22 protein-coding genes and 1 pseudogene are annotated in these 25,893 nt (G+C 63.5%); 9 read left to right on the forward strand and 14 right to left on the reverse strand.

Features of this window, described 5'->3' with window-relative positions:
- Window positions 1–245: 245 nt before the first annotated feature.
- Window positions 246–1,442 carry an HWE histidine kinase domain-containing protein gene (locus VF617_RS00490; protein WP_331012889.1) on the forward strand — a complete coding sequence of 399 codons (1,197 nt, stop codon included), beginning with the start codon at window positions 246–248 and terminating at the stop codon, window positions 1,440–1,442.
- A 77-nt stretch (window positions 1,443–1,519) separates the two neighbouring features.
- Here VF617_RS00490 and VF617_RS00495 read toward each other — a convergent pair.
- The 4 genes and pseudogenes from VF617_RS00495 to VF617_RS00510 all read right to left on the reverse strand — a co-directional run.
- Window positions 1,520–4,606, reverse strand: a pseudogene (locus tag VF617_RS00495) (GAF domain-containing protein); the annotation flags it as partial.
- Window positions 4,607–4,859: 253 nt separating this feature from the next.
- Window positions 4,860–5,261 (reverse strand): type II TA system antitoxin MqsA family protein, encoded by a 402-nt coding sequence (locus VF617_RS00500; RefSeq protein ID WP_331012891.1) that lies wholly within the window; start codon window positions 5,259–5,261, stop codon window positions 4,860–4,862.
- Entirely contained in the window at window positions 5,254–5,577 is a 324-nt protein-coding gene (locus tag VF617_RS00505; protein ID WP_331012892.1) for a type II toxin-antitoxin system MqsR family toxin, read from the reverse strand. The genes VF617_RS00500 and VF617_RS00505 overlap by 8 nt, the downstream gene beginning before the upstream one ends.
- Before the next feature lie 66 nt (window positions 5,578–5,643).
- Window positions 5,644–7,176 (reverse strand): tyrosine-type recombinase/integrase, encoded by a 1,533-nt coding sequence (locus VF617_RS00510; protein WP_331012893.1) that lies wholly within the window; start codon window positions 7,174–7,176, stop codon window positions 5,644–5,646.
- A gap of 409 nt (window positions 7,177–7,585) precedes the next feature.
- Here VF617_RS00510 and VF617_RS00515 point away from each other — a divergent pair, with 409 nt between their 5' ends.
- From VF617_RS00515 to VF617_RS00535, 5 genes are read left to right on the forward strand one after another with little or no spacing between them, the layout of a single operon-like run.
- Window positions 7,586–9,811 carry a hypothetical protein gene (locus VF617_RS00515; RefSeq protein WP_331012894.1) on the forward strand — a complete coding sequence of 742 codons (2,226 nt, stop codon included), beginning with the start codon at window positions 7,586–7,588 and terminating at the stop codon, window positions 9,809–9,811.
- A gap of 2 nt (window positions 9,812–9,813) precedes the next feature.
- Window positions 9,814–10,542, forward strand: coding sequence for an SDR family oxidoreductase (locus VF617_RS00520; protein WP_331012895.1), 729 nt, complete (start codon window positions 9,814–9,816; stop codon window positions 10,540–10,542).
- Window positions 10,543–10,560: 18 nt separating this feature from the next.
- On the forward strand, window positions 10,561–11,619 hold the full coding sequence (locus VF617_RS00525; RefSeq protein WP_331012896.1) for a zinc-dependent alcohol dehydrogenase: 1,059 nt from the start codon (window positions 10,561–10,563) through the stop codon (window positions 11,617–11,619).
- A complete protein-coding gene (locus VF617_RS00530) occupies window positions 11,619–12,650 on the forward strand; it encodes a lactonase family protein (RefSeq protein ID WP_331012897.1) in 1,032 nt (343 codons plus the stop codon). Before VF617_RS00525 ends, VF617_RS00530 begins: the two co-directional genes overlap by 1 nt.
- Window positions 12,651–12,671: 21 nt before the next feature.
- On the forward strand, window positions 12,672–13,406 hold the full coding sequence (locus VF617_RS00535; RefSeq protein ID WP_331012898.1) for an SDR family oxidoreductase: 735 nt from the start codon (window positions 12,672–12,674) through the stop codon (window positions 13,404–13,406).
- Window positions 13,407–13,418: 12 nt separating this feature from the next.
- Here the strand turns inward: VF617_RS00535 and VF617_RS00540 are convergent, their stop codons facing one another.
- The 7 genes from VF617_RS00540 to glf form a co-directional block, all read right to left on the reverse strand.
- On the reverse strand, window positions 13,419–13,568 hold the full coding sequence (locus VF617_RS00540) for a hypothetical protein (RefSeq protein WP_331012899.1): 150 nt from the start codon (window positions 13,566–13,568) through the stop codon (window positions 13,419–13,421).
- Window positions 13,569–13,571: 3 nt separating this feature from the next.
- On the reverse strand, window positions 13,572–13,811 hold the full coding sequence (locus VF617_RS00545) for a DUF6894 family protein (protein WP_331012900.1): 240 nt from the start codon (window positions 13,809–13,811) through the stop codon (window positions 13,572–13,574).
- 91 nt (window positions 13,812–13,902) lie between these two features.
- Complete coding sequence (locus tag VF617_RS00550) at window positions 13,903–14,439, reverse strand: hypothetical protein (protein ID WP_331012901.1); 537 nt, start codon at window positions 14,437–14,439, stop codon at window positions 13,903–13,905.
- A gap of 13 nt (window positions 14,440–14,452) precedes the next feature.
- A complete protein-coding gene (locus VF617_RS00555; RefSeq protein ID WP_331012902.1) occupies window positions 14,453–15,601 on the reverse strand; it encodes a zinc-dependent alcohol dehydrogenase in 1,149 nt (382 codons plus the stop codon).
- A gap of 2 nt (window positions 15,602–15,603) precedes the next feature.
- Window positions 15,604–15,906, reverse strand: a complete 303-nt coding sequence (locus tag VF617_RS00560; protein WP_331012903.1) for a glutaredoxin domain-containing protein — start codon at window positions 15,904–15,906, stop codon at window positions 15,604–15,606.
- Between the two features lie 143 nt (window positions 15,907–16,049).
- Window positions 16,050–17,054: a manganese catalase family protein gene (locus VF617_RS00565; protein WP_331012904.1), complete on the reverse strand. Its 1,005-nt coding sequence runs from the start codon at window positions 17,052–17,054 to the stop codon at window positions 16,050–16,052.
- A gap of 37 nt (window positions 17,055–17,091) precedes the next feature.
- Window positions 17,092–19,467 carry a UDP-galactopyranose mutase gene (glf, locus tag VF617_RS00570; RefSeq protein WP_331012905.1) on the reverse strand — a complete coding sequence of 792 codons (2,376 nt, stop codon included), beginning with the start codon at window positions 19,465–19,467 and terminating at the stop codon, window positions 17,092–17,094.
- Window positions 19,468–19,738: 271 nt separating this feature from the next.
- On the opposite strand from glf, the gene VF617_RS00575 reads away from it, so the two are divergent.
- Entirely contained in the window at window positions 19,739–21,883 is a 2,145-nt protein-coding gene (locus VF617_RS00575; protein ID WP_331012906.1) for a sugar nucleotide-binding protein, read from the forward strand.
- Between the two features lie 23 nt (window positions 21,884–21,906).
- On the opposite strand, the gene VF617_RS00580 is transcribed toward VF617_RS00575, so the two are convergent.
- Entirely contained in the window at window positions 21,907–22,131 is a 225-nt protein-coding gene (locus tag VF617_RS00580) for a hypothetical protein (RefSeq protein ID WP_331012907.1), read from the reverse strand.
- Window positions 22,132–22,311: 180 nt separating this feature from the next.
- Between VF617_RS00580 and VF617_RS00585 the strand changes: the two genes are divergently transcribed.
- Complete coding sequence (locus VF617_RS00585) at window positions 22,312–23,442, forward strand: glycosidase (RefSeq protein ID WP_331012908.1); 1,131 nt, start codon at window positions 22,312–22,314, stop codon at window positions 23,440–23,442.
- Here VF617_RS00585 and VF617_RS00590 read toward each other — a convergent pair.
- Window positions 23,435–25,306, reverse strand: a complete 1,872-nt coding sequence (locus VF617_RS00590; protein WP_331012909.1) for a peptidase M61 — start codon at window positions 25,304–25,306, stop codon at window positions 23,435–23,437. The genes VF617_RS00585 and VF617_RS00590 overlap by 8 nt on opposite strands.
- A gap of 1 nt (window position 25,307) precedes the next feature.
- Window positions 25,308–25,550, reverse strand: a complete 243-nt coding sequence (locus VF617_RS16485) for a DUF6894 family protein (protein WP_414713925.1) — start codon at window positions 25,548–25,550, stop codon at window positions 25,308–25,310.
- Window positions 25,551–25,707: 157 nt separating this feature from the next.
- Between VF617_RS16485 and VF617_RS00595 the strand changes: the two genes are divergently transcribed.
- Window positions 25,708–25,884, forward strand: coding sequence for a DUF3606 domain-containing protein (locus tag VF617_RS00595; protein WP_331012910.1), 177 nt, complete (start codon window positions 25,708–25,710; stop codon window positions 25,882–25,884).
- Window positions 25,885–25,893: the final 9 nt, after the last annotated feature.

Consider the following 25,893-nt stretch of genomic DNA (forward strand, 5'->3'; position numbering starts at 1 on the left):
TCGCCTGTCGGACGTCCTCGACACCATCAAGTTGACCACCGACGACGCCATGTCCTGGACCGGGCATTCGAATCGGGATCGCCCGACTGCTTCACCATCCCGGCCAGCGTTTCCGGCGAGGTTCGGTTCGTGCTCCCTTGCCGTGCCTTGGCTTTTCTTTGGCATCCCGGCGGCTGGCCAAGGGAGGCCAGTGCGGACTCGCCTCGCTCGTAAAATAGCGGTACCTTTGTCGCGTGGGGCAAAACGTGATCTTGGAAGCCAGTAAGGCTGCGTCCATCGTCTACATCAACGAGGCGCTGGAAACCCGCGCCGTGGCTAGCGGCAACCTTTCGGACGAAAAGCAGGCCCTCCACGTGCTGGCCGCAGCGATGGCGAAGGCACCCGCGGATGTCCTGCCGAGGTTCGTCGAGTTGGCGATGACACTGACCGAAGCAGTCTCGGCGGGGCTCAGCTTATATGAGCCAGAGCCGGAACCCGGAGTGTTTCGCTGGCGCCATCTCCATGGTCTGCTGGCCGCATTCGAAAATGCCACGACGCCGCGCAACGATAGTCCATGCGGCGTCACGCTTGACCGCAACCGCCCCACGCTGTCGAGGCACCCCGAACTGGTCTACGACTGGATCACGGCGGAAAATCTGGTCATTCCGGAAGTGTTGCTCGTCCCGCTCTACATCGGCAGCGATGAGCCGCTTGGGACGCTGTGGGTCGTCTCGGAACGGGAAGGGCATTTTCACCGCGGGCATGCCGACACGGCGGCCGAACTCGCGAGCTTCGCGGGACTCGCGCTGAAGATGATCCGCGAGGAGGAGCGCCTCCGCACCGCGCTTACCGAACAGGAATTGCTCGCCAGGGAGATGAGCCACCGGCTGAAGAATCTGTTCGCGATGACCGACGGCATGATTCACGGGAGCGCGCGCACTGCCGAAACCGTGGGGGATTTCGCGACCGCCCTGTCCGGGCGGCTGCATGCTTTGGCTGACGCGCATTCGCTGGTTCAGCGGCAGGTGGTCGCCATCGGCTCCGACCGAAGCTTCGATCTGGCCGAGCTGATATCGGCAGTCGTAAAGGTGCATGAACGCGCAGTCGACGCACCCAACCGGATAGCGACGCGCGGTCCAGCCATTCCCTGCGGCGATCACGCGACCAACGCAGTGGCACTGGTCGTTCACGAACTCGCGACGAACGCGGCCAAGTACGGGGCACTCAGCGTACCCGGCGGACGGGTCGATATCTCCTGGGAGCTCGATGGAACTCAAATGACGCTCCAATGGCTGGAGCGCGATGGCCCGTGGATATCCAGCGAGCCTTCCCAGAGCGGGTTCGGAACATCACTTATCGCCATGACGGTAGAGCGGCAGTTTGGCGGTTCGATCTTCTATGACTGGAAACCGACCGGCCTCGAGATCAGGATAGAGTTGAACGCGGCCAAGCTCCGCCGCTGACCATTTCTGGCTCTGGCTCGAGCTGAGGCTCAGCGACGTAGCGAATGCAGCGACCTCCCATGCGGCCCGACTGGCCGTTATCCCGGCGGCGGCTCTTTCCTCACGAGATCCAGAATGTCGCGCACACGAACGGCGAGATCACCGAAGCTGAAAGGCTTGGTCAGCAGCTCGACCCCCTGGTCCAACCGGCCGTGGTGCACGATCGCATTGCGCGCATAGCCGGTCGTGAACAGAGTCTTCAGCCCGGGCCGGATCGCCAGCGCCTCTTTGGCCAGCACCGCGCCGGTCATACCGCCGGGGAGGACAACATCGGTGAAGAGGAGGTCCACCGTGTCCGCATGCTCGCGAAGCAAGCGTAACGCCGAAGGACCGTCCCCTGCCTCCAGGACCCGATATCCAAGGTCGGTGAGCACCTCGACCGAAAAAGCGCGGACGTCCTCATCGTCCTCGCACACCAGGATCGTCTCCTGTCCCGTCGCTTCGGCGACCGGGGGCGGTGAATGCGAGGCTTCGTCGACGATTTCGCCGACAAGCCTCGGCAAATAGATCTTCACAGTCGTGCCTTCGCCCGGCTCCGAATAGATTTTCAGGTGGCCGCCGCTCTGCTTGAGGTAGCCGTAGACCATCGACAGGCCGAGCCCGGTGCCCTTTCCCACCTCCTTGGTGGTGAAGAAGGGCTCGATCGCGCGGCCGATGGTGTCGGCGTCCATCCCGGCTCCCGTGTCGGAGACGCACATCACCACATATTGACCGCGCGCGACTTCCGGATGTTGCGCAGCATAGCTGTCGTCTAGATACGTGTTCTGGGTCTCGATCGTGAGCTTCCCGCCGTCGGCCATCGCATCGCGCGCGTTGATGGCGAGGTTGAGGATCGCATTCTCCAGCTGGTTGGGATCGGCTTCCACCGGCCACAGGCGCGAACCCAGAACTGCCTCCAGCTCGATGGTCTCGCCGAGCGTGCGGTGAAGCAGCTCGGACATGCCGGCGACGAGCTTGTTGACGTCGATCGGCTTGGGGGCCAGCGGCTGCCGGCGCGAAAACGCAAGCAAGCGCTGTGTCAGCGTCGTTGCCCGCTCGGCCCCCACGATGGCCCGATCCGCATATCGCCGCAACTGTGCCGACCCATCGGGGATCTTCTGGCGTAGGAGGCCCAGATTGCCGCTGACGATCTGCAGCAGATTGTTGAAGTCGTGCGCGATCCCGCCGGTCAGTTGTCCGACCGTCTCCATCTTCTGGGATTGCCGGAGCGCCTCCTCGGCTTCGGACCGACGATCGATCTCCTCTTGAACCCGGGCCTCGAGCGTCTCGTTGAATTCGCGGAGCGCAGCCTCGGCGCGCATGCGCTCGGCGAGTTCCTTTTGCGCCGCCTGGTAGAGCCGGGCATTGTCGATCCCGACCGCTGCCTGGGCAGCGATCCCCAGCATCAGGCGCTCGTGCCGCTCGGAGAATCTCCCGGGCTTGGGATGGCCGAAGAATAGCCCGCCGAGGACTTCGCCGTTTCGGCTGATCACCGGGACGGCGAGATAGGACACCACCGGTAGATGGCCCTTGGGCATCCCGAAATGCGGCTCGCTTTTCCCGTATCGCACGTCCTGGGTGATGTCATCCGACCGGATTACGCCTTCGCCGGCGAAGGTAGGGTGGAAGATGGCCGTTGCCCGCGGCATGCCGAAATCGAATTGCGACGGCTTCGCTCCGGACAGCGCATAGAGCATGTAGCTGCCGCCCTCCTCGGTCAGGACATTGTAAAAAAACGCGCCGAACTGCGCCCCGGTCAGCTCAACCCCGGCGTCCGTCACCATTTGGACCAGCCGCTCATGATCGAGCTCCGCGGCGAGCGCCGCACCGGTCCGGTTGAGCGTTTCGAGCGTCCGGGATTCTTCGAGCAGCGCCGCTTCGGCGGTCTTGCGCTCGGTCAGTTCGACGATGGTGCAACTGGCGCCGATCCGCTCACCGTTCAGGATGATCGGCGAAGCCCAATATTCGACCGGCAGCGCCTGGCCGTCGGTGCGAAAGAAGACCTCGTCCTCGACATGAGCGGCCGCCCCGGTCGAGGAGCAGAGGTAGATGGGGCATTCCTGGACCGGATAGGATGAGCGGTCGGGGCGGGTGTGGTGGATGACGTCGTGCAGCTTTCTGCCGAGGACCTCCGATTCATCGGCGAAGCCCATCATCTTGAGGAAACCACGGCTGACGAGCGTCGTGTTTCCTTCAAGATCGACGGCGTAGAGACCACCCGGCGACGCATCGAGTACGAGGCGAAACCGGGCTTCGCTCTCTCGTAGCGCCTCGTCGGCGGCGCGCTCCTCCGTGATGTCGGTATGGACGCCGACCCATTCGACGACCTCGCCGCCTGAGCCGATCACCGGGACCGCGCGAATCGAACAGAGCCGCCAATCGCCGTCGAACCGACGGACTCGATGTTCGAAAATGAACGTCTTGCGTGCTTCCACCGCGCGATTCCATGCGTCGAGCGTGGGTTGTGCGTCCTCCGCGTGGACTGCCCTCGCCCATCCATAGCCCTGATATTCGTCGTAGCTTTGGCCGGTGAGCGCCGCCCATGCCGGTTGTTCGCCGGCCATTCGCCCATGGGCATCATTGGTCCAAAGCACGCCGCGGGTCGCGCGAACTGCCGCACGGAAGCGCTCCGTGCTCGTCAGAAGCTCGGATTGCGCGCGCACGCGCTGGACATGCGCCCAGGAGCGATCGGTTACCTCGCGAATGACCTTCAGCTCATACTCGCTCCAATAGTGCGGAACCCGGTCGTGGATCGCCATCAGGGCGCGCAGCCGGCCGTCTTGGACGAGGGGCATGCAGATCGTCGCAGCGATGCCGATATCCTGGAACGTCTTTGCTTCCTGCGGCTCGATCTCCTGGATGTTGTCGTTGATGATCAGGGGCCGGCCGGCCTTGAGCTCCCGGACCGCGAGCGATCCGAAGTCCGCCAGGCTGTAATGGCCCACGATCGAAGGCGACCCGGGTGCATGCCAGTTGCCCCGGATGGTGAAGCCGTCTTCGTCGTCATCCATGTCCGCATAGGCACAGTTCGACAGCGCCAGATGTTCCGCGGTCAGCCGCGTTGTGATGGACATGACCTCCTCGGCATCTGACGACCGAGCCGCCTCCTGCCCGAGCCGGTCCAGGAACTGATACAGCGCCTCGCTTGCCGCGCCGGGTTTGTCTTTTCCCGTTCCAGCTCCGGAAGCGTGTCCTTCATGGGGGCCGAGGTTGCGATCTTCAGGCACGCTAAAGCTCCGACACGCCCCCCGGCGGCCGTCTTGGGTACTGACAACGGCAGTGTTTTCAAGCTTCACGTGATCGCGGGCCCCTAGGCCGACGAAGAAGCTCCTTGTTGGACGCCCGGCGAAGCGGCGATGTATACGTCAGATCTAAAGACGCAGATTACCCCGTGGACAACTAGGCGCCCGCCCGGATCGACTTGAGGAACTCCACCTCCTCGGGATGTCGGCGCAGTATCTCGATCAGACCGATTGCCGCTTCGCTAGGCGGCGTCGCGCCGCTTTCATATTTCTGGAAAGCACTGGGGCCGCCACCGATAACGCGGCCGGCCTCTTTTTGAGTCAGCCTCAGCTGCTTGCGCACCTTGCGCACGTGCGCACCATATTCCGCCTTCAGTTCGCTGAACACGCGATCGGACTCGGCCAACTCTGCACCGCTATGGATGGAGTCGCTGTCATCGTCCGGATACCAGCCGGGCACCTCGACCGATCGACTTAGCGACCCGAACGTGACCGTCTGCGCGCGAACGCCACGGCGAAGCGTCTTGCCGGTCTCGGGGTGAACGCGCGTCTCAGTCACTGCCAACCTCTTTGAACGATGTGAGGCGGACATCGATCAATGTCTCGCCCGCGAACTTCAGATACAGCCACCGATCATCCCACGGCATATTGTAGGTATCGTGCCACACTTTGGATTTGGGCGGACTGTGCGCCGTCTCCGACTTGATGAAATCGCCGGGCTCCAGTGCCTGTACCGCCTCAACCACGTCCTCCAACCCGTACCCCAAGGCCCGGGCACTCTCGACGGCGCTGCGCGTGATCTCCAGGTCATCGGGCCGGGCAAACTTTGCCCGGACCATCGCCAGATCGTGATGCGCACGCCGCTTGATCGCCATCGTCAAATACACCTTAGAGGTAGATTTTGCAAGCCGCTCGTAGTGCCACTCAGGGTTCTTGGCGGATCACGCGGCCTTCGAGGATGGCTCCTGACCGCCGCTCTGCGCGGCCTGCCAGGCGTTGAGCGCCTGCGTCGAATATACCACCCGCCGCCCGACCTTTCGAAATGCCGGCCCGGTGCCCATCCAGCGATAGGTCTGCATCGTGCCGACCGTGAACCCCAGCCTTGTGGCGGCCGCTCGTGTGTCGAGCCACTCGGTGCGAATGATCGCGCCGAGCACCGGATCGGAGGGAGGAGCCTCCGCTTCCGGCTCGGCGGCCCAGAAGGTTTCGAAGGGATCGGCTTCCATGGTGTCATTGGCGGCAGGCAGTGCCAACGTCTCGCCAAGGTGCCTCGCGATTGCATCCGAGATGCGTTCCGCTGCCGACTTGAGCGGATGATCCGAAAGGTGAGTGTAGCGCTCGGTGGTCTTGGCGCTGCGGTGCCCGAGGAGTGCGCCGATAATCAGCATGCTGTCGCCGGTCGAGGCCCCGATCGAGGCGAAGCTGTGCCTCAGGTCGTGAATGCGAACGTCCTCCAGCCCTGCCGCCTTGCGGATACGTACCCAGCATGCCTGCAGGTCGGTAACATGGGTGCCTTCCTTCTTGCCGGGCAGCAGATAGGGATTGCCGACCACTTCCGGAATCGTCGCGATGACGCGGATCGCCGGGGCGCCTAGGTGCACGACCTTCGCGCCAGTCTTGCTGTCGGGAAGACGCAGGCACCGGTGAAACGTGTCGATATGGACCCGCTTGAGTGTGAGGATCTCGCTCTTCCGGCACCCGGTGAGCACGAGCAAGCGAAGCGCCGCGATCGCGTACGGACTCTCGACGCCAAGCGACGCCGCCGCAGAGAGGGTTTCCCCGAGCCGAGCGAGCTCGGCGGGAGACAGGAAGCGCTCCAGCTTCCTCGCCGGAAACTTGCGTGCACCGATCGCTGGATTGGCGAGCCTGATACCCCTCTCGACCCCAAAGCCCAGTACCGCGCTCAGCGTCGTTACTGCCTGGTTCGCGGCTCCCTTGCCGCCGCGTACACGCGAGAGGCCACGATGCCCGGTCTTCCTCTTCGCGGCAGTTTTGCCAGCAGCAATGTCGCGCAGCATCTGCTCGACATCCGAACGCAAAATTTTCGACGCCCTGCGCATGCCGATAAGCGGCTTGATGTGGTTCTCGATATTGTTGGTGGCCGCCTTGATTGATGTCGGTTTCGCTGCAAAAAGTGCTTCCGCGAGATACAGGTCGCAAAGTTCTGCAACGGCAAGTTGCTTGCGTTCTTCTATCTTTTCCTGCTGCGGATCGGCTCCGGCGATTATTTTACCTAGGAGTACTTGAGCTTCCTGCCGAGCCGCTTCGGGCGTCCAGGGCGATCCGTGCGAACCGATCTTGAACCTGCGCTGCCTGCCTTCGAAGCGGTACTGGAGGACATATGTGAGCGCCCCGCCGGGGGAGATTCGTAGGCCAAAACCATGGACATCGAGGTCCCAGACGACGCGATCCCTGCCGTCCGGCCCAAGCTTGTCCACTAGGCGCTTGGTTAAGCGTACACGTGCTTCCGTCATCGTCTGCGACCTCAGCCTTGCTCCGCGGCCCGGGAAACTGGAAGCGCCACGGAAGCTAACGGATGAAAACTATGGGTCGGATTGTCGTATTGAAGGCAAGTTACGTCAAGTGAAAATGGCAGAAATCGTAGGAATGGATAGTATGGCGCAAGTAAAAAGCACCTTGGTAAGGCTGAGGTCGTGAGTTCAATCCTCACCGGCAGCACCAGCATCTCGATTATTCAGGTTGGGCGGGCCTCGGCCCTACGCAGCCCCGGGGCGCGGCCGTGGGCCGTCTGGCACCGCGAAGGCCCTCCCTCAATCTTCCCGAATTCATCATAACCTAGGTGAATCCAGCTCCTCGCGTCGGGAACCTCACTCGCCTTAGGCCTGTTTGCGCTTCGATATCGCCACCCCCGGAGGGAGCCGGATGGAAACATTAGCACTGAATCGCGAACTTGCCGGCGTCAGTCCCTATGTCCTGACGTTGCGCCAGGCGCTCCAGGACGGCGCGGGCAAGGCGATTGCCACTTTCCAGACTGGGGACTTACGCGTGGAGGTGCGCGCGGGAGCGGACTCGCTCTGGGCGCTGATCCGGCGCGATGGTGAAGGCGGACTTGCCTTGCGCGCGGTCTATCTCGCCGGCCAGTTCGAATGCACCAAGCTCAAGCCGAAACCAGGCGAGGCCGCCCGCCTGGGGGTTTCGAGTGCGCTTGGTGAACATGTGGTAGTTTTCCAGGTGGGCGGCGAGGCGCTCGAGCATTTGCGGATGACCGTCCGTTTCACGCCGCGCGCTCCGATGCTCATCCCGTTCATGCCGCGCGACCTGTATCCGCTCGACGCCAATGACGATCCGCTTGCGGCCAAGGGCACGATCGAGGCGGCCCAACGCGGGCTGAACGCCGGGATCCTTTATTTCCGCCTCGACGAGCCGAGCTTCGGCAATGTGCTTTATTTCCAGAACTTGACCGCGATGAACGATTATTATCGGGCGACCCAGACCAAGCCTGAGGAGGCGGTGGGCGGCACGTGGCCCGAGCTCGGGCATCTGCTGCCGACGCCCGAGCAAACCGGCACGCCGGAGACCGGCGCGCTTCAGGCTGGGGTCGAAGTCACGCTATCCGACGCTATCCTGGTCTTTCGTCATGACGCGCGCCCGGACGAACGTGAATCGGCGCGGCAGTTCCTCCAGATGCTCGGCGTGGCCTATAAGCTCATCGAGCTGCCGCGCACCGAGTATCGCGACTGGGTGCGGCGGTCGGAATGGACGCTGCGCGATCTCGATAAAGCGCCCGAAGCGACGATCGAGCATTACGGCCATCGCTATGTCCACCCCTACACCAACGCCGAATATCCGGACATCATGGTACAGATGTCGCTGATCGCGGCGATCCATGACTGGGGCAAATGGCTGGGCCAGCCGCATCCGCTCGAAGCCGAATTCAAGGCGGGCCTGGAGAAATTCTACGACCCCAAGCTTAAGACGCTGCGCCGCTATCTGCCGAATGTCGGCGAAGACAAGGACGCGGACGCAGTCGATAGCTGGTATCTTTACCATCCGATGCTCAATCTGGGGCTGCTCGCGCTCGACGGTGACAAGCAGGCTCGCGAACTGCTGCTCAAGTCCGTCGATTACGGCATCAAGGCCGCGCGCCATTTCGAGTATAAATGGCCGATCCAGTACAAGGTCACCGACTTTTCGGTCATCACCGAAACTGCGGGAGCAGACGGCCGAGGCCAGACCGATGTCGGCGGGATTTATGCCTGGGTGATGCTCCAGGCGTTCGAGTTGACCGGCGACAAGCGCTTCCTCGATGAGGCGCGCGCGGCGATCGACGCAGCGATGGGGCTGCGTTTCGACATCAACTATCAGGCCAACCTGACTGCCTGGGGTGCGGCGGCGTGCATGCGGCTGTGGCGGATCACCAACGAGAAGGTCTATCTCGACCAGAGCTACGTCTATCTCGGCAGCTTCTTCCACAATTGCGAAATCTGGGAGAGCGAGATCGAGCTTGCGGCACATTACAGGAATTTCCTGGGGGTCACTTGCCTTCAGGATGCGCCTTATATGGCGATCTACGAATGCTTCGATTCCTTTACGGCGTTCGAGCGCTATATGAACGATAGCGGGCCGGACCTGGAGCCGGCGGCTCGAATGCTCATTTCCGAATATTGCAAATATGCGCTCGATCGCGCCTGGTATTATTATCCCGATACGCTGCCCCCCGAGGCGCTTTCCCCCGAACAGCGCGAGACCAACGGGCACATCGACCGCAAGCTCTCCTTTCCGGTGGAGGATCTCTATCCGGATGGCCAGCAGGCGGGCCAGGTCGGGCAGGAAGTATATGGCGCAGGCGCGGCCTTCATCTTCGCGACGCGGGCTTTTCATCATGTCGAAGGCGCTCCGTTCCGGCTTTACTGCGATCACTTCGTGCGGGCGATGGAGCGCACCGGCGATCGCGCGCTGACGATCACCTTCGACGGCGGCGAGACCTGCAGCGCGGGGCTTAGCCTGGTCCGCCTGAAACGCCGCAAGCTTACCAAGCCGCGCGTCACCACCACCGATGGCGACGTGTTGCGCGCGTCCGCCACCTCCGACGACCGAATCGATTTCCGCGTGCCCGCCAGCGGCCGCGTCGTGCTGAGCTGGGAATGACCATGCCTAACCGAACCGAATTGCGCGGCAAGCGCATCCTCGTAAGCGGCGGCACCACCGGCATCGGGCGCGAGACGATCAAACTGCTCGTAGAAGAAGGCGCACGGGTGCTCACTTTCGGGCGTGACCGGGAGGCGCTGGATACCGCGCTCGATTATGCAAAGGGTGCGATCGGCGTGACGACCGACGTCGCCACCCGCGAAGGCATTGCGCGGGTCTTCGACGAAGTGGACCACAAGCTGGGCGGCATCGACATGCTGGTGACCTGCGCGGCGCTGGGCGCCGATCCCATCCACGAGATGGACGATGATGGATGGCGCTATGTCATCGAGACCAATCTGATCGGCACGCTCGCCTGCGCCCGCGCATCGATCAAGCGCATGGAACGCAGTGGCGGCGGACACCTGCTGTTCGTCGGGTCGATCAGCACCGAGATCAAGGCTGAGGGGGAGAGCGTCTATGCCGCGACCAAGGCGGGCATCCAGGCCTTTGCCGAGACGCTGCGCAAGGAAATCGCCGACAAGAACATCAAGGTGAGCGTGGTCCAGCCCGGATCGGTCGATACCGACATGCAGGAATGCACCGCGGACGAGAAGCGCGAGGCAGTGGAAGAGCAGAAGATGCTCCATGCCGAAGAAATCGCCGAGGCGATCCTGTTCGTGCTCACCCGTTCCGCCGCGAGCGACGTGGTCAACCTGCGCATCGAGCCGCTGATCCAGAAGACTAGCTGACAGGAGGGTCGCATCGAAATGCTGATGAAAGCGGCGTTGAAGACGGCCGAGGGCAGGTTCGAAATCACCCAGGTCCCCCAGCCGCAGATCCCGAATGCCGATTGGGTCTTGGCGCGCGTCCGCGTCGCGGGGATTTGCGGCACCGATGTCCGGCACTGGGGCAAGCACGAACCGGATCTGGAGCATCACATCACCGGGCACGAGCTAGCTGGCGAAGTCGTCGAGGTTGGCGCGGCGGTCGCGAACGTCGCGCCGGGCGACCGCGTCGTGATCGAGAGCGTGATGGGAGACGGCGAGTGCGAATGGTGCCGCGTTCAGCAATATAATCTCTGCCCGAACCTGTATGAAGTGCGCACCAAATGCGTGTCGCGCGCTTATGGCGAATTCGTCACCGGGCCGGCCAGGAAATTCTACAAATTGCCCGATCATGTCAGCTTCGAGGAAGCGGCGCTGATCGACACTTTTTCGGTATGCCTGCATGCCCAGCATAAATCCGGGCTGTCGATCAACGACAAGGTTGCGATCATCGGCGCAGGTCCGATCGGCCTGGGCCAGCTGATGCTCGCCAAGGCGAGCGGCGCCGACGTGCTGATCACCGACGTTGTGGATAGCGCACTCGAACTCGCGCTGGAGCTCGGCGCCGATGTGGTGCTCAACAGCCACCGCGAGGATTCCGTGGCCGCGGCCAAGGCGTTCACCGGCGGGCGCGGCGTCGATATAGCCTTCGAATGTTGCGGCGGCGAGAACATGCCGACAACCTTGCCCCAGGCCACAGGGATGGCGCGGCGCGGCGGCAAGGTCGTGATCGTCGGCGGCTTCGACAAGGGCGTCATCGATATCGGCCTGGAGTGGCAGCGCATCCAGATGTCCGAAATCCAGCTGATCCCCAGCGCCAGCTTCTCGTTCCACGGGCTCGACGCCGAACAGGGAATGGCGCTCGAATTGCTTTCGAAGGGCAAGATCAACGCCAGCAAGCTGATTACCCACCGTTTCGGCCTGGGCCAGATCAACGAAGCCTTCGAAGCCGCGGCGGCGAAGGAAGAGACCGGCGCAACCTTCGTGGCGATATCGATCTGATGGCGGAGCAATCCGCGCTGGTCCATGTCGGCACTTACTCCGAAGCCGGGGGCGCGGGGCTATACGCACTGTATCACCAGATGCCTGATCACTGGCTTGTTGGGGAGGCGTATGAGGCCGCGCCGAATGCCTCTTTCGGGGCTTATTCGCCGCGCTTCGATCTCCATTACCTTGTCGATGAGCGCGATCAGGGCATGCTCCGCGTCCTCCGCCGGCAAAAGACAGGCTGGGAGGCGCTGGCGCGTTTGCCGACGCGGGGTGCCCACCCCTGCTATGTAGCATTGAGCCCCGGCGAGGCGTGGCTTGCGATCGCCAATTACGGCTCCGGCAGCTTGGCCCTGTTCCCGCTCGATGGGGAAACGGGGCTGCCCGGCGAGTCGCTAATCCGCACGAACAAGGGCCATGGCCCAGTCACGGACCGGCAGGAAGGACCGCACGCCCATTGCGCCGCGTTCAGCCCGGACGGGCAGTGGCTCTACCAGGCCGACCTGGGCACCGATCAAGTGCTGGCCTTCGCGTTGGACTCTCTGCGAGGGTTGGCGCGCGATCCCGAAGTAGCGTTTGCCGCGCCCGCCGGTTCGGGCCCACGCCACTTGATCTTCCACCCGCATCTCCCGCTTGCCTATTTGATCAGCGAATTGGCGAGCACACTGACGGTCCTGGATGCGGCGGACGGCGCTCTCTCGCCGGTGCGGTCGGTATCCACGCTGCCTCCGGAGTTCGACGGGGAGAGCCTGGGCGGCCATATCGGCATCAACGCGGCGGGCAAACGTCTTTACGTCACGAACCGCGGGCACGATAGCATCGCCACCTTCGCGCTGGACCAGACCGGAAGCCCGTCCTTGCTAAGCCACACGCCTTCCGGCGGCGCGTCTCCGCGCTTCTTCCTGTTGCTGGAGGGCCAGGGCCGCATGCTCGTCGCCAATGAGGAAGGAAACAGCGTCACGATCTTTAAGGTCGAGGCGAATGGCGTGCCGTCGCAATGCGCCGAGGTGACCGTTCCGGGACCTGCATTCCTCTTCACGCATTGATAAAAAGACAAAGGAGCGGCCATGTCCAATCTCGCCGGAAAACGCGTATTGATCACCGGTGGCGCGGGCGGCGTCGGCCGTGCGGTCGCCGAGCGGATGGTGGCGAACGGCGCGCGCGTGCTGATCGCCGATCGCGGCGAGCTGGAATTGCGCAGCGTTGTCGAGAGCCTCGGCTCGACCGGCGCTATCGAGGCTGTCACCGCCGATCTCTCCGGCGCCCGAGGACTCGAACGGATGTTCGAGCGAGTCGATAGCTGGCTCGGCGGGCTGGATATCCTCGTCGCTTGCGCGGGCGTAGGCTCGGGCCCCCTTATGGAAATGGACGATACGGACTGGCGCTATGTGATCGAGAGCAATCTCGTCAGCTATGTCGCATGCACCAAGGGCGCGATCGATCGCATCAAGGCGGCGGGCGTGAAGGACGGCATGATCATCCTGGTCGGCTCGATCAGCGTACACATCAAGGCAGTAGGCGAAAGCGTTTACAATGCCTCGAAGGGCGGCGTCGCCTCCTTCGCCGAGACGCTGCGCAAGGAACTGATTCCCGAGAGCATCCGCCTCACGCTGATCGAACCGGGTGCGATCGGATCGGCGATGCAGCCCTATTCGGCCGATGAGCGCGAACGCGAGGTCCAAGCCTATAGGATGCTGCCCCCCGTCGAAGTCGCCGAAGCCATCCTGTTCGCCGCGACGCGCGGACCTGGGGTGGATGTCGTCACGCTGCGGATCGAGCCGCTCGTGCAGAAAATCTGTTGAGCCTGGCGGCGCTCAAAGATCCGGCCGGTCCTCGGGCGGTGGCGGCTGCAGCGGCCCCTGCTGCACAGCCTCCGCCGCTGCCCGGCGGCGCGCGGCGGCGATGCCTCCGATGATCATCAGCACCAGCACGAGGGCGATCAGGACATAGAAGATAGTGGGCATGGCTCAGTCCCGCACGCTGATGACGTCGCCGAATCCAACCGTGCCGACTTCCCGTCGCGTCTGGTCTTCCACGACGATATGATGGCTGCGGACGAGGTGCGCATGGCGCTTGATAGATTCGCTCGCCTCGAAACGAACTTCCCGCTTCGCCCATTCGATCGCCGCGCTGTCGTCCGGAAGCTCGGAACCTTCCTCGTCGAGCGTGACTTCGTCATTGTAAAGATGGAAGAAATACCGGGCCATGCTGCCTGAATGTGTCGCGCTGGCCAAGGTTGCGCCGGCTAACACAGGTTGCGACGATTTTAGTGTGTGTACGCCGGATTATGAGTACGCACTAGCGTTGCCCTTCGATCCGGCCCGGCTTGGCGGCGCGCCGGCGAGCGGCCAGCCCGACCGCAATCGCGGAGACCAGCCCCACAACCGCGGCCTTCCTGGCGAAACCGCGCTTGTTGAACTTCAGCTCGGACCGGATACCCATCTCGCCCGGGATGTTTGGGATTCGGGCATGCGCCAGATCATCGACCACCCCCTCGACTACATTGACGCGATCCGCGCCCATCAGGATCAGCCAGTGCAGCCAGTTGGACTCACTCCACCGGAACGCCGCGCGCCGCATCAGCCCGCTGACGCCGCTGGGCGGAGTCGAGGTCCCGACGACCGCGGGCTGGCGGACATGCTCGACCGATTGGAGAACCTCGACGTCCAGGTTTTGCACCAGCGGGCGGTCCCAGTTCCGCGTCAGCCCGCGATCCTGCGACTGATCCCTGATCGGATAGGTCGGATCGTTTTCAGGGTCGGCATCGACACCCCAGCCGGGGATCGTGGAGGTGTCCACCAGATGCGGGCTCCGGGTCTTCACGGGCAGGTTCATCGTCCGCTCCTGATCATGCGCCATGGGGCACCAGCACCGGCTTGATGCAGCCATCCAGCTTGGCGGCGAACATATGATAAGCGTCCGCCACGTCCTCCAGGGGGATCCGGTGCGTGATCATCGCCTTGGGATCGATATGGCCCGCGCGGACATGCTCGATCAGTCGCGGCAAGAGCCGCTTTACCGATGCCTGATTGGCCCGGATCGTCAGCCCCTTGTTCACGACATTGCCGATGGGCACGATGTTGCCGGTCGGCCCATAGACGCCGACGATCGAGACGACGCCGCCCTTCTTCACCGAGTTGATTGCCCAGTGCAGCGGGGTCGCCGAGCCCGCCACCAGCTTGAGCTTCACACCGAGCACCGTCTGGAAGAAATTGCCCTTGGCGTCCCCGCCGACCGCATCGATCACTACATCGGCGCCCAAGCCGTCGGTGGTCTTCTTCATGAAGACGACCACATCGTCGATCTCCTTGAAGTTATAGACCTCCGCCGGCGCGTATTTGCGGACGAACTCCAGCCGGTAATCGTGCATGTCGAACACGATCACGCGCCCCGCGCCAAACAGCCAGGCGCAGCGCGCAGACATGATCCCGACCGGCCCCGCACCGAACACGACAACCGTGTCGCCTTTCTGGATGCCCCCCATTTCCGCCGCCTGATATCCGGTGGGCACTACGTCCGTCAGCAGCACCGCATCGTCGGGATCCATCCAGTCTGGGATGATCGTCGGCCCCACATCTGCATAGGGCACGCGCACATATTCGGCCTGGCCGCCGTCATAGCCACCTGCCGTATGCGAATAGCCGAAGATGGCGCCCACCGCCGTCGCCTGGGCGTTCGACTCATGGCAATTGCCGAAGAGCCCCTGTTTGCAAAAATGGCACTGCCCGCAGGCGATGTTGAACGGCACCAGCACATGATCGCCGGGCTTCAGATTTTCGACCTCGGGCCCGACCTGTTCGATGATCCCGCAGAATTCATGGCCGAAAGTCATGCCCACGCGCGTGTCGGGCACCAGCCCGTGATAGAGATGGAGGTCCGATCCGCAGATGCAGGATCGAGTCACGCGCACGATCGCATCCTGGGGGTGCAGTATCTCGGGCATCGGCTTTTCGGTGAGGCGAACCCGATAGGGCCCGCGATAATCCATCGCCAGCATCGTCATGCTCCTGATTGGGGATCGCGGGCGGAAAGGCTTGGTTCAGCCGCACGAAAGTGCCTCTCGAGCGCGTCGCTGCCGCCGATCCGCTCGCCGCCCAGGAACACGAGGGGGGTGGTATCCACCCCATGCTCCTGCTTGAAGGCCTCAACCGCTTCGCGCGACCGCAAGAGATGGTCTTCGACTTCATATCCATGGTCGATCAAAAGCTGCTTCGCCTTCACGCCGAAAGGGCAAACATGTTCCGGCAGCGCCATCCGGTACAGCACGGCTTCCTGGCCGCCGCTCCGCTCAGTCGCGCTCATCGACGCAAGTCCGTCACAGGCCCGGGCCGACAAGCGCCGCCAGCCCGGGTAAAGGGCTGGCGACGGAGCCGGCGAAAATGACGGAATTCACGATCATTGCTCAGCCGGTGCCGATGGCGCTCGGGGGGGAAGCGCCCTGGGGATCATTTGGCCTTGCCCTTGCCTTTCGGCTTCACCTTCGACTTCGCCGCGGTCTTGGCCGCCGTTGCGTCGGCCATCGCCGATGCCTCGGTAACGTTCGCGGCTGCGCCCATGTCGCCGTTGCTGGTCCGCCCGGCGCCCGGCCCGGCGCCCAGATCGGCCCCAGTCGTAGGCTCGGAGGCAGGGTTGGACATCGTCCGTGCGGCAAGCTGGCCCAGGGCCGCGACATCAGCCTTGGCCAGGCCCACCGTCGGCACGCCGGCTCCGCCGTCCATCGGGATCGAGCCCGCGAGATCATCGACGCGATCCCATTGCTGGCCGGAGTTCCACGGCCCGTCCATGTCGCCTTCGCCTTGCGACGTGTTGACGTACATGTTCGCGAAAGGCGCGATGCCCGGCAGCTTGCCGGGAGGGAAATTGTCCTCGATCGCGTAGAGCGCCTTCTCGAACGATTTCTGGTGTGCGATCTCGCGCGTCATCAAAAAGCCGAGCGCTTCCTTGATCCCGGGATCGTCGGTGATGTTGATCAGCCGCTCATAGACGATCTTGGCGCGGCTTTCGGCAGCGATGTTGGACCGCAGATCGGCGGTCGGCTCCGAGCGCGAATCGACATAAGCGGCGGTCCAGGGAATGCCGGCGGAATCGGTGAGGGCCGGCCCGCCGCCGAACAGCAACGACTGCTTCGCGCTGTTTCCGCTCGATCCGATCATCTGGTAGAGTTCAGCTTCCTCCATCTGCCCTTCGGACAGTTGCGCCTTGACCCCCTTGTTGAGCATGGCGACGATCGAACCGATCACTTCGAGGTGGCTGAGCTCCTCGGTGGCGATGTCGAGCAGCAGATCCTTGCGGCCGGGATCGTCCTCGCCCAGGCCCTGGGTGAAATAGCGCATCGCGGCCGCGAGTTCACCATCGGCGCCGCCGAATTGCTCCAGCATCATCGTGGCAAGCCGCGGGTTCGGCTCGGCGACGCGCACGGTATATTGCAGCCGCTTGTTGTGCATGAACATGATCAGGCTCCTGTGGGGACGGTCTGGCTGAGGGGCGCTATGCCGCCCGCGATGATTCCAGCACGTTTTCGGGCACGGTTGACAGCACGGCAGGCGACTTGGGCGGCGCCTTCATGCGGCGATACGTCGCGAGTGCCTGGCCGACGACCTGATCCATATTGTAATAGCGATAGGTGGCAAGCCGGCCGACGAACGTGACATCGCTGAGCCCAAGCGCCAAGGCCTCGTAGCGCTTGAACAATGCCTGGTTTTCCGGGCGCGGAATCGGATAATAAGGATCGCCCTCCGCGCTCGGGATTTCGTGCGTGATGCTGGTGCGCGGATGGACCTGGCCGGTCAGGTGCTTGTATTCCGTGATCCGGGTGTGCGGCACCGCTTCGGACGGGAAGTTCACCACCGCGACGGGCTGATACCATTCCTGGTCGAGCGTCTCGTGGCGGAATTCGAGCGAGCGATAAGGCAGCTTGCCATAGCGATGGTCGAAATATTCGTCGATCGGCCCAGTAAAGACCAGATGCGCGTGCGGATAGGCCGCGCGCACGTCGAGATAGTCGACGCCCAGGAGCAAATCGATATTCGGGTGGTCGAGCATCCGCTCGAACATCCTCGTATAGCCCTCCGCCGGCATCGCCTGGAAGCTGTCGCCGAAATAGCGGTCGTCGGTGTTCGTCCGGGTCGGGACCCGCGCAGTCACCGATTTGTCGAGCTCGCTGGGATCCATGCCCCATTGCTTGCGCGTATAACCGCGGAAGAAAGTCTCGTAGAGCTCGCGCCCGACCTTCGAAATCACCACGTCTGCCGAGGTCTGGATCGACGCGACGGGCTCCGCCCGGCTCGCCAGATAGGCTTCCGCTTCCTCGTCGGTCTGGAGGTCGAGCCCGTAGAGCATGTTGAGCGTCGTGCGGTTGATCGGCATCGGCACGCGCTGGCCATCGACATCGGCGAGCACGCGGTGCTCATAAGGCCGCCACTCCGTGAAGCGCGACAGATAATCGACGATCTCGTCGGAATTGGTGTGGAAGATGTGCGGGCCATATTGGTGGATCAGCACGCCGGCTTCATCGAGCACGTCATACGCATTGCCGCCCACATGCGGGCGGCGATCGACCACCAGCACGCGCTTTCCGCCATCCGCAGCGAGCCGCTCGGCCATCACCGCGCCGGCAAAGCCCGCGCCGACGACCATCACATCATACGGCTTGGTGCGCTCAGCGGGCCAGCTATCGGGCGAGACGATCGGATGAACCTCGGCATCGCGCGCGACCTTGAGCGCAATCAGTTCCGACATTTCGCCGAAGGTGCGATCCCACGACAACTGCCCGAGCGCGACATCCACCGCCGGAAGCCAGGAACTGGTGTCGCGCGACAATTCCAGCGCCGCATCGCATGCCGCGACGAACGCATCGGGAGTGTCGGCGATGTGGACCCCGTCCAGCTTGCCATAGTGACGGATAACGTCGGTGATCGGCGTCGATACGACCGGGCGGCCTGCCGCGAGATATTCGGGGGTCTTGGTCGGGCTGATGAAGCGCGTCGATTCGTTGATCGCGAAGGGCATCAACGCCACGTCCCAGCCGCGCAGATATGCCGGCAGCTCGTCATAGCTCTTGCCGCCCAGATAATGGAGGTTCGCGCGCCGCGGCAGGTCGGCGGAGTCGATCTTCACCACAGGGCCGACAACGACGATCGACCAGCTAGGCCGTGCGTCCGCAAGATGCGCAAGCAGCGCCAGATCCATCCTCTCGTCCACCACGCCGTAAAAGCCGAAGCGCGGACCGGCGATGGCCGCCTGGTCGCGCGGCTCCTCACCCTCGGAGCGCGCAGCGAGGAAATGCGCGACATCGACGCTGGAAGGAAGCGGATGGATGTTCGGATGCAGGTCGCGCTTGGCTTCATACAGGCTATAACCGCCCGTAAACACGAGATCGGCGTTCGCGAGCAAACGGCGCTCGAGCGGGATCAGCTCGGGCGGGGCGTTCTTGAAGTTGGCGAGTTCGTCCATGCAGTCATAGACGACGCACTGCGCTTCCACATGCTCTGAAAAAGGGAGCATCATCGGCGTATAATACCAGCGGATTATCTCGCCGGTCTCGCCGGCAATCAGCCCATCCAGTAGCCGCTTGAGCATCGCCTGTTCGGCATCGGGGGCCAATCCTTCGGGCAGCCGCGGCGTGACGACCACCACGCCCTCCATCGCGTCACTGTCGATATCGAGCCGCGGCGCGCCTTCGCCACCGTAATTCGGCTCCTCCCAGAAAATGACGCGGCCGGCACTGGCGAAGCGGCTCATCAGGTGCTGGGGCCGCTGAAACACGAACGCCCAACGCAGGTGGCTGAAACAGAGCACGGTCGCACCGGGCAGCGCGGGGCCTGTCCGCAGTTTCGAAACCCAGCCAGCGTCCGAAGCGATCATCCAGTTTTCCTTTCAGGAGGCGGCTCGAAAAGAAAAGCCACGGAGGATGAAACTCATGCTTCAAAGAATTCGTTCCCACATCGATTGGCCTTTCCGCGAAGAAGCACCGCCTTAACGTGGGTTATGGATTGACCTACATTAATCTAGTCAGCCTTACCTGAAATTTTTGCTAACATCCCAAGTTAATCTCGGACTATTTGGTGAAAAGGAATTATTTACGGCAGTATTCGATCAAGACGGATTAGAGCTTTGGGGTGGTCACGAATGTACCGTGAACCGGGTGTTGGACACTGTAGGCGATCAAACGGTCAAGACCGGTCACGAAAACCGCCCCGAGGACCTGGACCGTTTCGCCGCCTTGGGAATCACAGCGCTGCGATACCCCGTTTTGTGGGAACGCATCGCGCCGGACCACCCCGATATCTTGGACTGGAGCTGGACCGATGCGCGACTGGAGCGGCTGCGTGCGCTTGGCATCCGGCCGATCGCCGGACTGGTCCATCACGGCAGCGGGCCGAAATATACCGATTTGCTCGATCCAGGCTTCGCCACCGGACTTGCCCGCTTCGCGCTCGCGGCGGCGCAGCGCTATGACTGGGTGCGCGATTGGACGCCGGTCAACGAACCGCTGACCACCGCGCGGTTCTCGGCACTTTATGGTCACTGGTATCCGCATCACCGCGACGAGCGATCCTTCTGGCTGGCGCTGCTCAATCAGGTCGAAGGCGTTCGCCTCTCAATGCGCGCCATCCGCACCGTTCGTCCCGATGCGCGGCTGATCCAGACCGACGATCTCGGCCGCACGTGGGCGACCGTGCCGCTTCGGCAACAGGCCGCTTTCAACAATAGCCGGCGCTGGATGGGCTGGGACCTGCTGTGCGGGCGCGTCACGCCGGGACATGCCATGTGGGAACGGCTTGTCGGCCATGGTTTCCGGGATCAGCTTCGCTCTTTCGCCGATGATCCCTGCCCTCCCGACGTCATCGGAGTGAACCATTACCTGACGAGCGACCGCTTCCTCGATCACCGGATGCAGCGCTATCCGGCCTGGGCGGCGGGCGGAGACCAGGAGGCCCGCTATGCCGATGTTCCTGCGGTGCGAGTGCTCGACCCCGCCCCCAGCGGATTGAGGGGAGCGCTGGAAGAGGCATGGGCCCGCTATCGGATCCCGCTCGCCGTGACCGAAGTGCATAATGGCTGCACACGCGAGGAGCAGATGCGGTGGATGGCCGATGCCTGGCATGCCGCCAGCGAATTGCGGGCGGGGGGCATGGAAGTGGAGGCAGTCACGAGTTGGGCCCTGCTGGGCAATGACGGCTGGGATAAGCTGCTTACTTCGCCGGGACGGTATGAGGCCGGCGCCTTCGATGTGCGGGGTGAGGTCCCGCGCCTGACCGGTCTGGGTGCATTGCTGCCCAAGCTCGCTCGCGGTGATTGCGACCATCCAGTGCTCGGCGGCGGCGGATGGTGGCGGCGCCCCGTGCGCTTCGTGCATCGCCCGACTCAGCGAGCCGCCCGGATGAAGGACATGGTCACCGCCCCCAATCGGGCCACCGCGTTTCCCGTCGCGCCGATCCTGATCTGCGGAGCGACCGGGACGCTCGGCCAGGCCGTGGCCCGCGCATGCAGGCATCGCGAGCTGGCCTTCGTCCTGACCTCGCGCAGCGAGCTAGACCTGGACTCCTCGGCAAGCGTTGCAGCGGCGCTCGATCGGCATCGCCCATGGGCCGTGATCAACGCCGCGGGATGGGTCCGTGTGGACGATGCGGAGGACGCCGAAGATGCGTGCATGGCCGCAAACAGCGAAGCTGCGGCCAGGCTGGCGGATGCGTGTGCGGCGCGGGGCATCCCAACCGTGCAGTTTTCGAGCGATCTCGTGTTCGACGGGGCCAAGGGCGCTCCGTACACGGAGCTCGACCCGGTCGCGCCCTTGAATGCCTATGGCCGCTCAAAGGCCGACGCGGAGAACCGGATCGCGGCCCTGCCCGGGGAGCACCTCATCATCCGCACCGCCGCATTCTTTTCCCCGTTCGATCCCCACAATTTCGCAGCAAGGTTCGTCGCCGCGGCCTCCGCATCCTCGGCATTCGAGGCGTCGGACGCCCATATCGTCTCACCGACCTATGTGCCGCACCTGTGCAACGCAGTGCTCGACCTGCTGATTGATGGCGCCACCGGAATCTGGCATCTCACCAATGAGACGGCGCTTAGCTGGCACGGCTTTGCAGAAGCAGTCGCCGAGCGGTGCGGGCTTGATGCCGGCCTGGCTCGAGCTGTCGCATCCTTGCCCGGTGAGCGAGCCGCCCGCCCGGCCAGCGCGCCGCTCGCGTCAGCCAGGGGTTCGCTGCTCCCCCCGCTTCGAGAAGCGCTCGACGAGTTCGCGGCACATGTGGGGGCCGCCGCGCCGGTGCGATAAGCGCGAACTTGGCGCCGCGCCCCTTAGCGCGTAGGGGCGTTCGGGTTGGCCGGGCCAGTATAGCCTCGCTCGCTCTGCCCGCCTTCGAAACCATCCGGTTCCTTGCCGCTGTGCGGGTTCGGATAGGCCCCACCTCCGCTCTCACCGGCCGCATCCTTGCCCGGCGCGGGACCTTCGCTGTCGGTTTGGTTGGCGTCGGCCCCCGCCGCGCCCTCGCCATCGGCCTGCATCGGCTGCTTGTCGGTCATGACGCTCTCCTCCTCTACTAGCCCAACCCTTCCCGGCCCGGCCCGTTCCCAAGCCGTGGGGTGCCAATCGCGGGGTGGACGGAGCGACGGTCTCGCAACTTCTGTCAAGCCCGGGACTTAGGGCCGCACAGCCTTTGAGGAACTATTGATGACAGGCGATCCCCGCGCGCAGGCTCCCGAATGAGCTTCCCGGTCGACAGGCTCGTCTTCGTTCCGGACGACATAGACCTTGGCCGCTCGCCCCTAGCTGGCCATTTGGATGCCGAGACCTATGTGCTGGGGGCCTTCAATCCCGGCCTGACCCGGCTGGCCAACGGCAATTTGCTGATGATGGTCCGCGTCGCCGAAGCGCTTCGCCAGCCCATCCATGACGGCAATGTCCATTCGATCCGCTGGGAGGCGGACGGCACGGACAAGGGCCGCTACGTGCTAGATGCTTGGCCGCTCGAATATGCCGACACCGCCGACCCGCGCAAATTCAAGCTGCGGGGCGGCGGCTGGAAGATCATGGCGCTCACTTCGCTATCGTGGCTGCTGCCGGTCGAGCTTACGCCCGACGGGCTCGAAATCGTCGCGATCCACTACGATCGCGCGGTCGCGCCGCAGGACAGCCTGCAATGCTATGGCGTCGAGGATGCCCGGATCAGCAAGGTCGGCGAACGCTACTTGATGACGACCTGCTCGGTCAGCCCCGAGCGGCATTCGACTACGCTCTACAGCTCGCCCAATGGGCTCGACTGGACCTTCGAAGACATCGTGCTCGATCACCAGAACAAGGACATGCTGATCTTCGAGGGGCTGATCGATGGGCATTATTGGGCGCAGACCCGGCCGCTTGGCGACCTCTACTTCGCTTATCCCCCGGGCAGCGAATGGCGCGCCGGGCCTTCGATCAATCTGGCGCTGTCGCCCGATGGCCATTTTTGGAAGCCCTATCGCAAGCCCGGCATCCGCCCCCATGCCGGGACGGTAGCGACCGCGCGGATGGGCGGCGGCGCGCCCCCGGTCCTCACCGATAAGGGCTGGCTGACTTTGTGGCACGGCGTCGAGCCCAAGGAGATCGTGGGCATCTATCGCACCTATTGGTCGATCCTCGACAGGGACGATCCCAGCAAGGTGCTGGCGACGAGTCACGTCCCACTGCTCGAAGCCGATCCGGCGCTCACCCGGCCGCTCGAACACCAGATGTATATCCGCGATGTGGTGTTCACCACCGGGATCGCGGACGGCGGCGACCATTATATCGTCGCCTCGGGCGAAGCCGATCTGGCCTGCCGCATCACGCACATGCCCAAGGCGGTCTTCAGTTGAGCGATGCGCCTCGACGTGGCGCGAGGATGTCGTCCAAGCGCCTTGGCCGGTCGGTCAGCGGCTCCAGATCGGGATAGCGATGCCCGTCACAGTCGTCGATCCGCACGTGCTTCTCGTGCTTCCCGTTTTTCACGAGCAGCGTCATGCTGCCCGCACCCCTGGTTTCCGCTACGGCCCTCCGCAGGGCCCCAGGATCGAATGGCCGGTCATTCACTTCAACGATTTGCGAACCCGCGGTGAGGCCTTGGCGAAAAGCCGCCCCCTCCCAGAGCACTTCCTCGATGCCCCCCGCCTTCGAGGCGATCAGCCCAAGCGAAAACAGGAGATTGATCTTGCTCTCGACTCCCTCGGAGTTCGCCAGATAGGCGGATGGCCGGTCGCGGTACACGAGACGATACCCTCCCCGCTCCAGCCCCGCGAGCGGCGCACCCTCATGCTTGCCTTCCAGCTTTCTCAGGAAGAAGCTCTCCCAGTCGAATTCCGCGATCCGGGTCAGCGCAGCCACCACGTCTTCGAACACATAGGTCACCGTCACTGCGCTACCGCTGCCATGACCCCCGAAAAACGCATGCGCGAAATCGTCGAGCGAAGCCTTGTCGCCGGTCAATTCCCGGATGCGGGTATCGACATCCAGCCAGACGAGCGCGCCTTCCGAATAATAGTCCTCGCTGCGCTGCCAGCTCGCCCAGGGGAGGGGGCTTCGCGCCGCGATGATCGGATCACGCGTGGTGTCGCTCATCGGCCGCCAGCGGCTTCCGGCACGCACTTCATGCGTGGCCGCAGTCAGCGCCAGCGCACCGAGCGCCTGCTCGCGCGTCCATAGGCCCGACCGAGCGCAAAGGACACGATCCCAATATTGGGTCTGCCCTTCATACACCCACATCAAGCTGTTGCGGATCGGCCGCTCGAAGCTCGGTGTCCAGGAATCCGCGCCGCGCCGGTGCTTGCCGTTCCAGCTATGCACATATTCGTGCGGGATCGTGTCGCGCTTCGAAAAACTGTCTTCCCAATCGCGGAAATAGCCCGGGATCGTCACGGCCTCGCATGAGCGGTGGTGCTCCACTCCGATGCTGCCGATTTCGTCGGTCAGCGCGAGCAGTATCTCATAGCGATCGAAGTGGCGGCTTCCGAAAAGCGCGTCGGCCTCCACGATGAGCGCGCGGTGCGGATCGATCTGGCCGGGCGTCGCCGCCAGCAACTCCGCGCTGTCGGCCACCATCGTCAGCCCCACCTCGCCGCGGTCATCGAGCGAGATCCGCCGGAAGTGGCGGCCGGCCATTAGCGGCGAATCCACCAGCACATCGAGCGCGACCGTCTCGAAACGGATGCAATCCCCGGCGGAAGTGGCCGCCAGCGCGCAGCCATGCATCCAGCCGGGCGGCAGGATTATGCTGGCCTCGACCTGGATCTGCCTGGCGAAATAGCCCGCCGGGTATAGCAGCACCGTATTCCACTGCAGGCTCAGCAACTCGCGCCCCATAGTGACTCGCCCCTGGCTGGGGGCAGTCGGCGAGAGGAACTGGAATGTGGCCTCGATCGAATCCAGGCCAGCGGGCACTTGGAAGGAGAAGGCGTGAACTTCCGTGGGATGGCGCTTCCATGGGATATCTTCGCCACCCCCCGACAAGGTCAGGCCGGCAAAGAGCTCTATAGGCGCCTGGGGAGCGTGGTATCCTGGTATCCACTTCGGGAAGAGCAGCGTCATTCGCTCAAGTCCCGAGACCGGCACCGTCTGGCGCACGCGAAGAATACGGCGCTCCACATCCGATGCGTCCACATGCAGCACGATCGTCCCAGGATAGGGAATGTCGCGCGGAGCCGGAACCGGTTCCGGCTCGGGCGCAGGCTGGGGAAGCTGGTTCATTTCAGGAAGTCTGGCGTCTTATTTCCGCCAATAGGATTCGGGCCACCGGCCGCTGAAGGTCGTCCTGGATCTCCAGGTGCCCATCCATGCGGCCCGGTGCCTGGTGATTGCGGATGCGGACAACCGCTTGGGCCGCGCGCCGCGCCGCGAAAAGCGCCGAGCCCAAGTCAGGAAATTCCCGCGCCTTGGGCCAGGTAACTTGCGCGCCGGAGGCCGCGCCGTAGCTGAAATAATAGTGAGCCATTCTAGAAAAAGCCGTGAAAAATCGGAAGGTTGCGGGAATAAATGTAGATTAGGACGAATTACGACGCGCCTACGCGCATCCTAACCTCAATTAAACCGACCGAATCGGGGGAACAGCTTGCCCTCCGAGGAATTAATTGCCCCAAGAGGAGAGCACAATGGCAGACGACAAGAACAATAGTGGCGTGCAGGACCGCGCCCGGATCAACATGTCGGAGGATTATGAGGTCCGCGACTGGAGCGAGAGCCTGGGCGTGACTCCCGAGCGCCTCCAGGAAGCGGTGGACGCCGTGGGAAGTTCGGCCGAAAAAGTACGCGAGTATCTCAGCCGCTAACCCGAAGCC

This window comes from Sphingomonas sp., from assembly GCF_036388215.1.
Taxonomy (GTDB): domain Bacteria; phylum Pseudomonadota; class Alphaproteobacteria; order Sphingomonadales; family Sphingomonadaceae; genus Sphingomonas.

What these genes read in the sequence shown, in the direction of transcription:
- VF617_RS00595 (WP_331012910.1), top strand. Translation starts at nt 25,708, where the DNA reads ATGGCAGACGACAAGAACAATAGTGGCGTGCAGGACCGCGCCCGGATC.
- glf (WP_331012905.1), bottom strand. Translation starts at nt 19,467, where the DNA reads ATGATCGCTTCGGACGCTGGCTGGGTTTCGAAACTGCGGACAGGCCCC.
- VF617_RS00530 (WP_331012897.1), top strand. Translation starts at nt 11,619, where the DNA reads ATGGCGGAGCAATCCGCGCTGGTCCATGTCGGCACTTACTCCGAAGCC.
- VF617_RS00520 (WP_331012895.1), top strand. Translation starts at nt 9,814, where the DNA reads ATGCCTAACCGAACCGAATTGCGCGGCAAGCGCATCCTCGTAAGCGGC.
- VF617_RS00540 (WP_331012899.1), bottom strand. Translation starts at nt 13,568, where the DNA reads ATGCCCACTATCTTCTATGTCCTGATCGCCCTCGTGCTGGTGCTGATG.
- VF617_RS00560 (WP_331012903.1), bottom strand. Translation starts at nt 15,906, where the DNA reads ATGAGCGCGACTGAGCGGAGCGGCGGCCAGGAAGCCGTGCTGTACCGG.
- VF617_RS00580 (WP_331012907.1), bottom strand. Translation starts at nt 22,131, where the DNA reads ATGACCGACAAGCAGCCGATGCAGGCCGATGGCGAGGGCGCGGCGGGG.
- VF617_RS00565 (WP_331012904.1), bottom strand. Translation starts at nt 17,054, where the DNA reads ATGTTCATGCACAACAAGCGGCTGCAATATACCGTGCGCGTCGCCGAG.
- VF617_RS00585 (WP_331012908.1), top strand. Translation starts at nt 22,312, where the DNA reads ATGAGCTTCCCGGTCGACAGGCTCGTCTTCGTTCCGGACGACATAGAC.
- VF617_RS00515 (WP_331012894.1), top strand. Translation starts at nt 7,586, where the DNA reads ATGGAAACATTAGCACTGAATCGCGAACTTGCCGGCGTCAGTCCCTAT.
- VF617_RS00510 (WP_331012893.1), bottom strand. Translation starts at nt 7,176, where the DNA reads ATGACGGAAGCACGTGTACGCTTAACCAAGCGCCTAGTGGACAAGCTT.
- VF617_RS00590 (WP_331012909.1), bottom strand. Translation starts at nt 25,306, where the DNA reads ATGAACCAGCTTCCCCAGCCTGCGCCCGAGCCGGAACCGGTTCCGGCT.
- VF617_RS00505 (WP_331012892.1), bottom strand. Translation starts at nt 5,577, where the DNA reads ATGGCGATCAAGCGGCGTGCGCATCACGATCTGGCGATGGTCCGGGCA.
- VF617_RS00550 (WP_331012901.1), bottom strand. Translation starts at nt 14,439, where the DNA reads ATGAACCTGCCCGTGAAGACCCGGAGCCCGCATCTGGTGGACACCTCC.
- VF617_RS00525 (WP_331012896.1), top strand. Translation starts at nt 10,561, where the DNA reads ATGCTGATGAAAGCGGCGTTGAAGACGGCCGAGGGCAGGTTCGAAATC.
- VF617_RS00555 (WP_331012902.1), bottom strand. Translation starts at nt 15,601, where the DNA reads ATGCTGGCGATGGATTATCGCGGGCCCTATCGGGTTCGCCTCACCGAA.
- VF617_RS16485 (WP_414713925.1), bottom strand. Translation starts at nt 25,550, where the DNA reads ATGGCTCACTATTATTTCAGCTACGGCGCGGCCTCCGGCGCGCAAGTT.
- VF617_RS00545 (WP_331012900.1), bottom strand. Translation starts at nt 13,811, where the DNA reads ATGGCCCGGTATTTCTTCCATCTTTACAATGACGAAGTCACGCTCGAC.
- VF617_RS00535 (WP_331012898.1), top strand. Translation starts at nt 12,672, where the DNA reads ATGTCCAATCTCGCCGGAAAACGCGTATTGATCACCGGTGGCGCGGGC.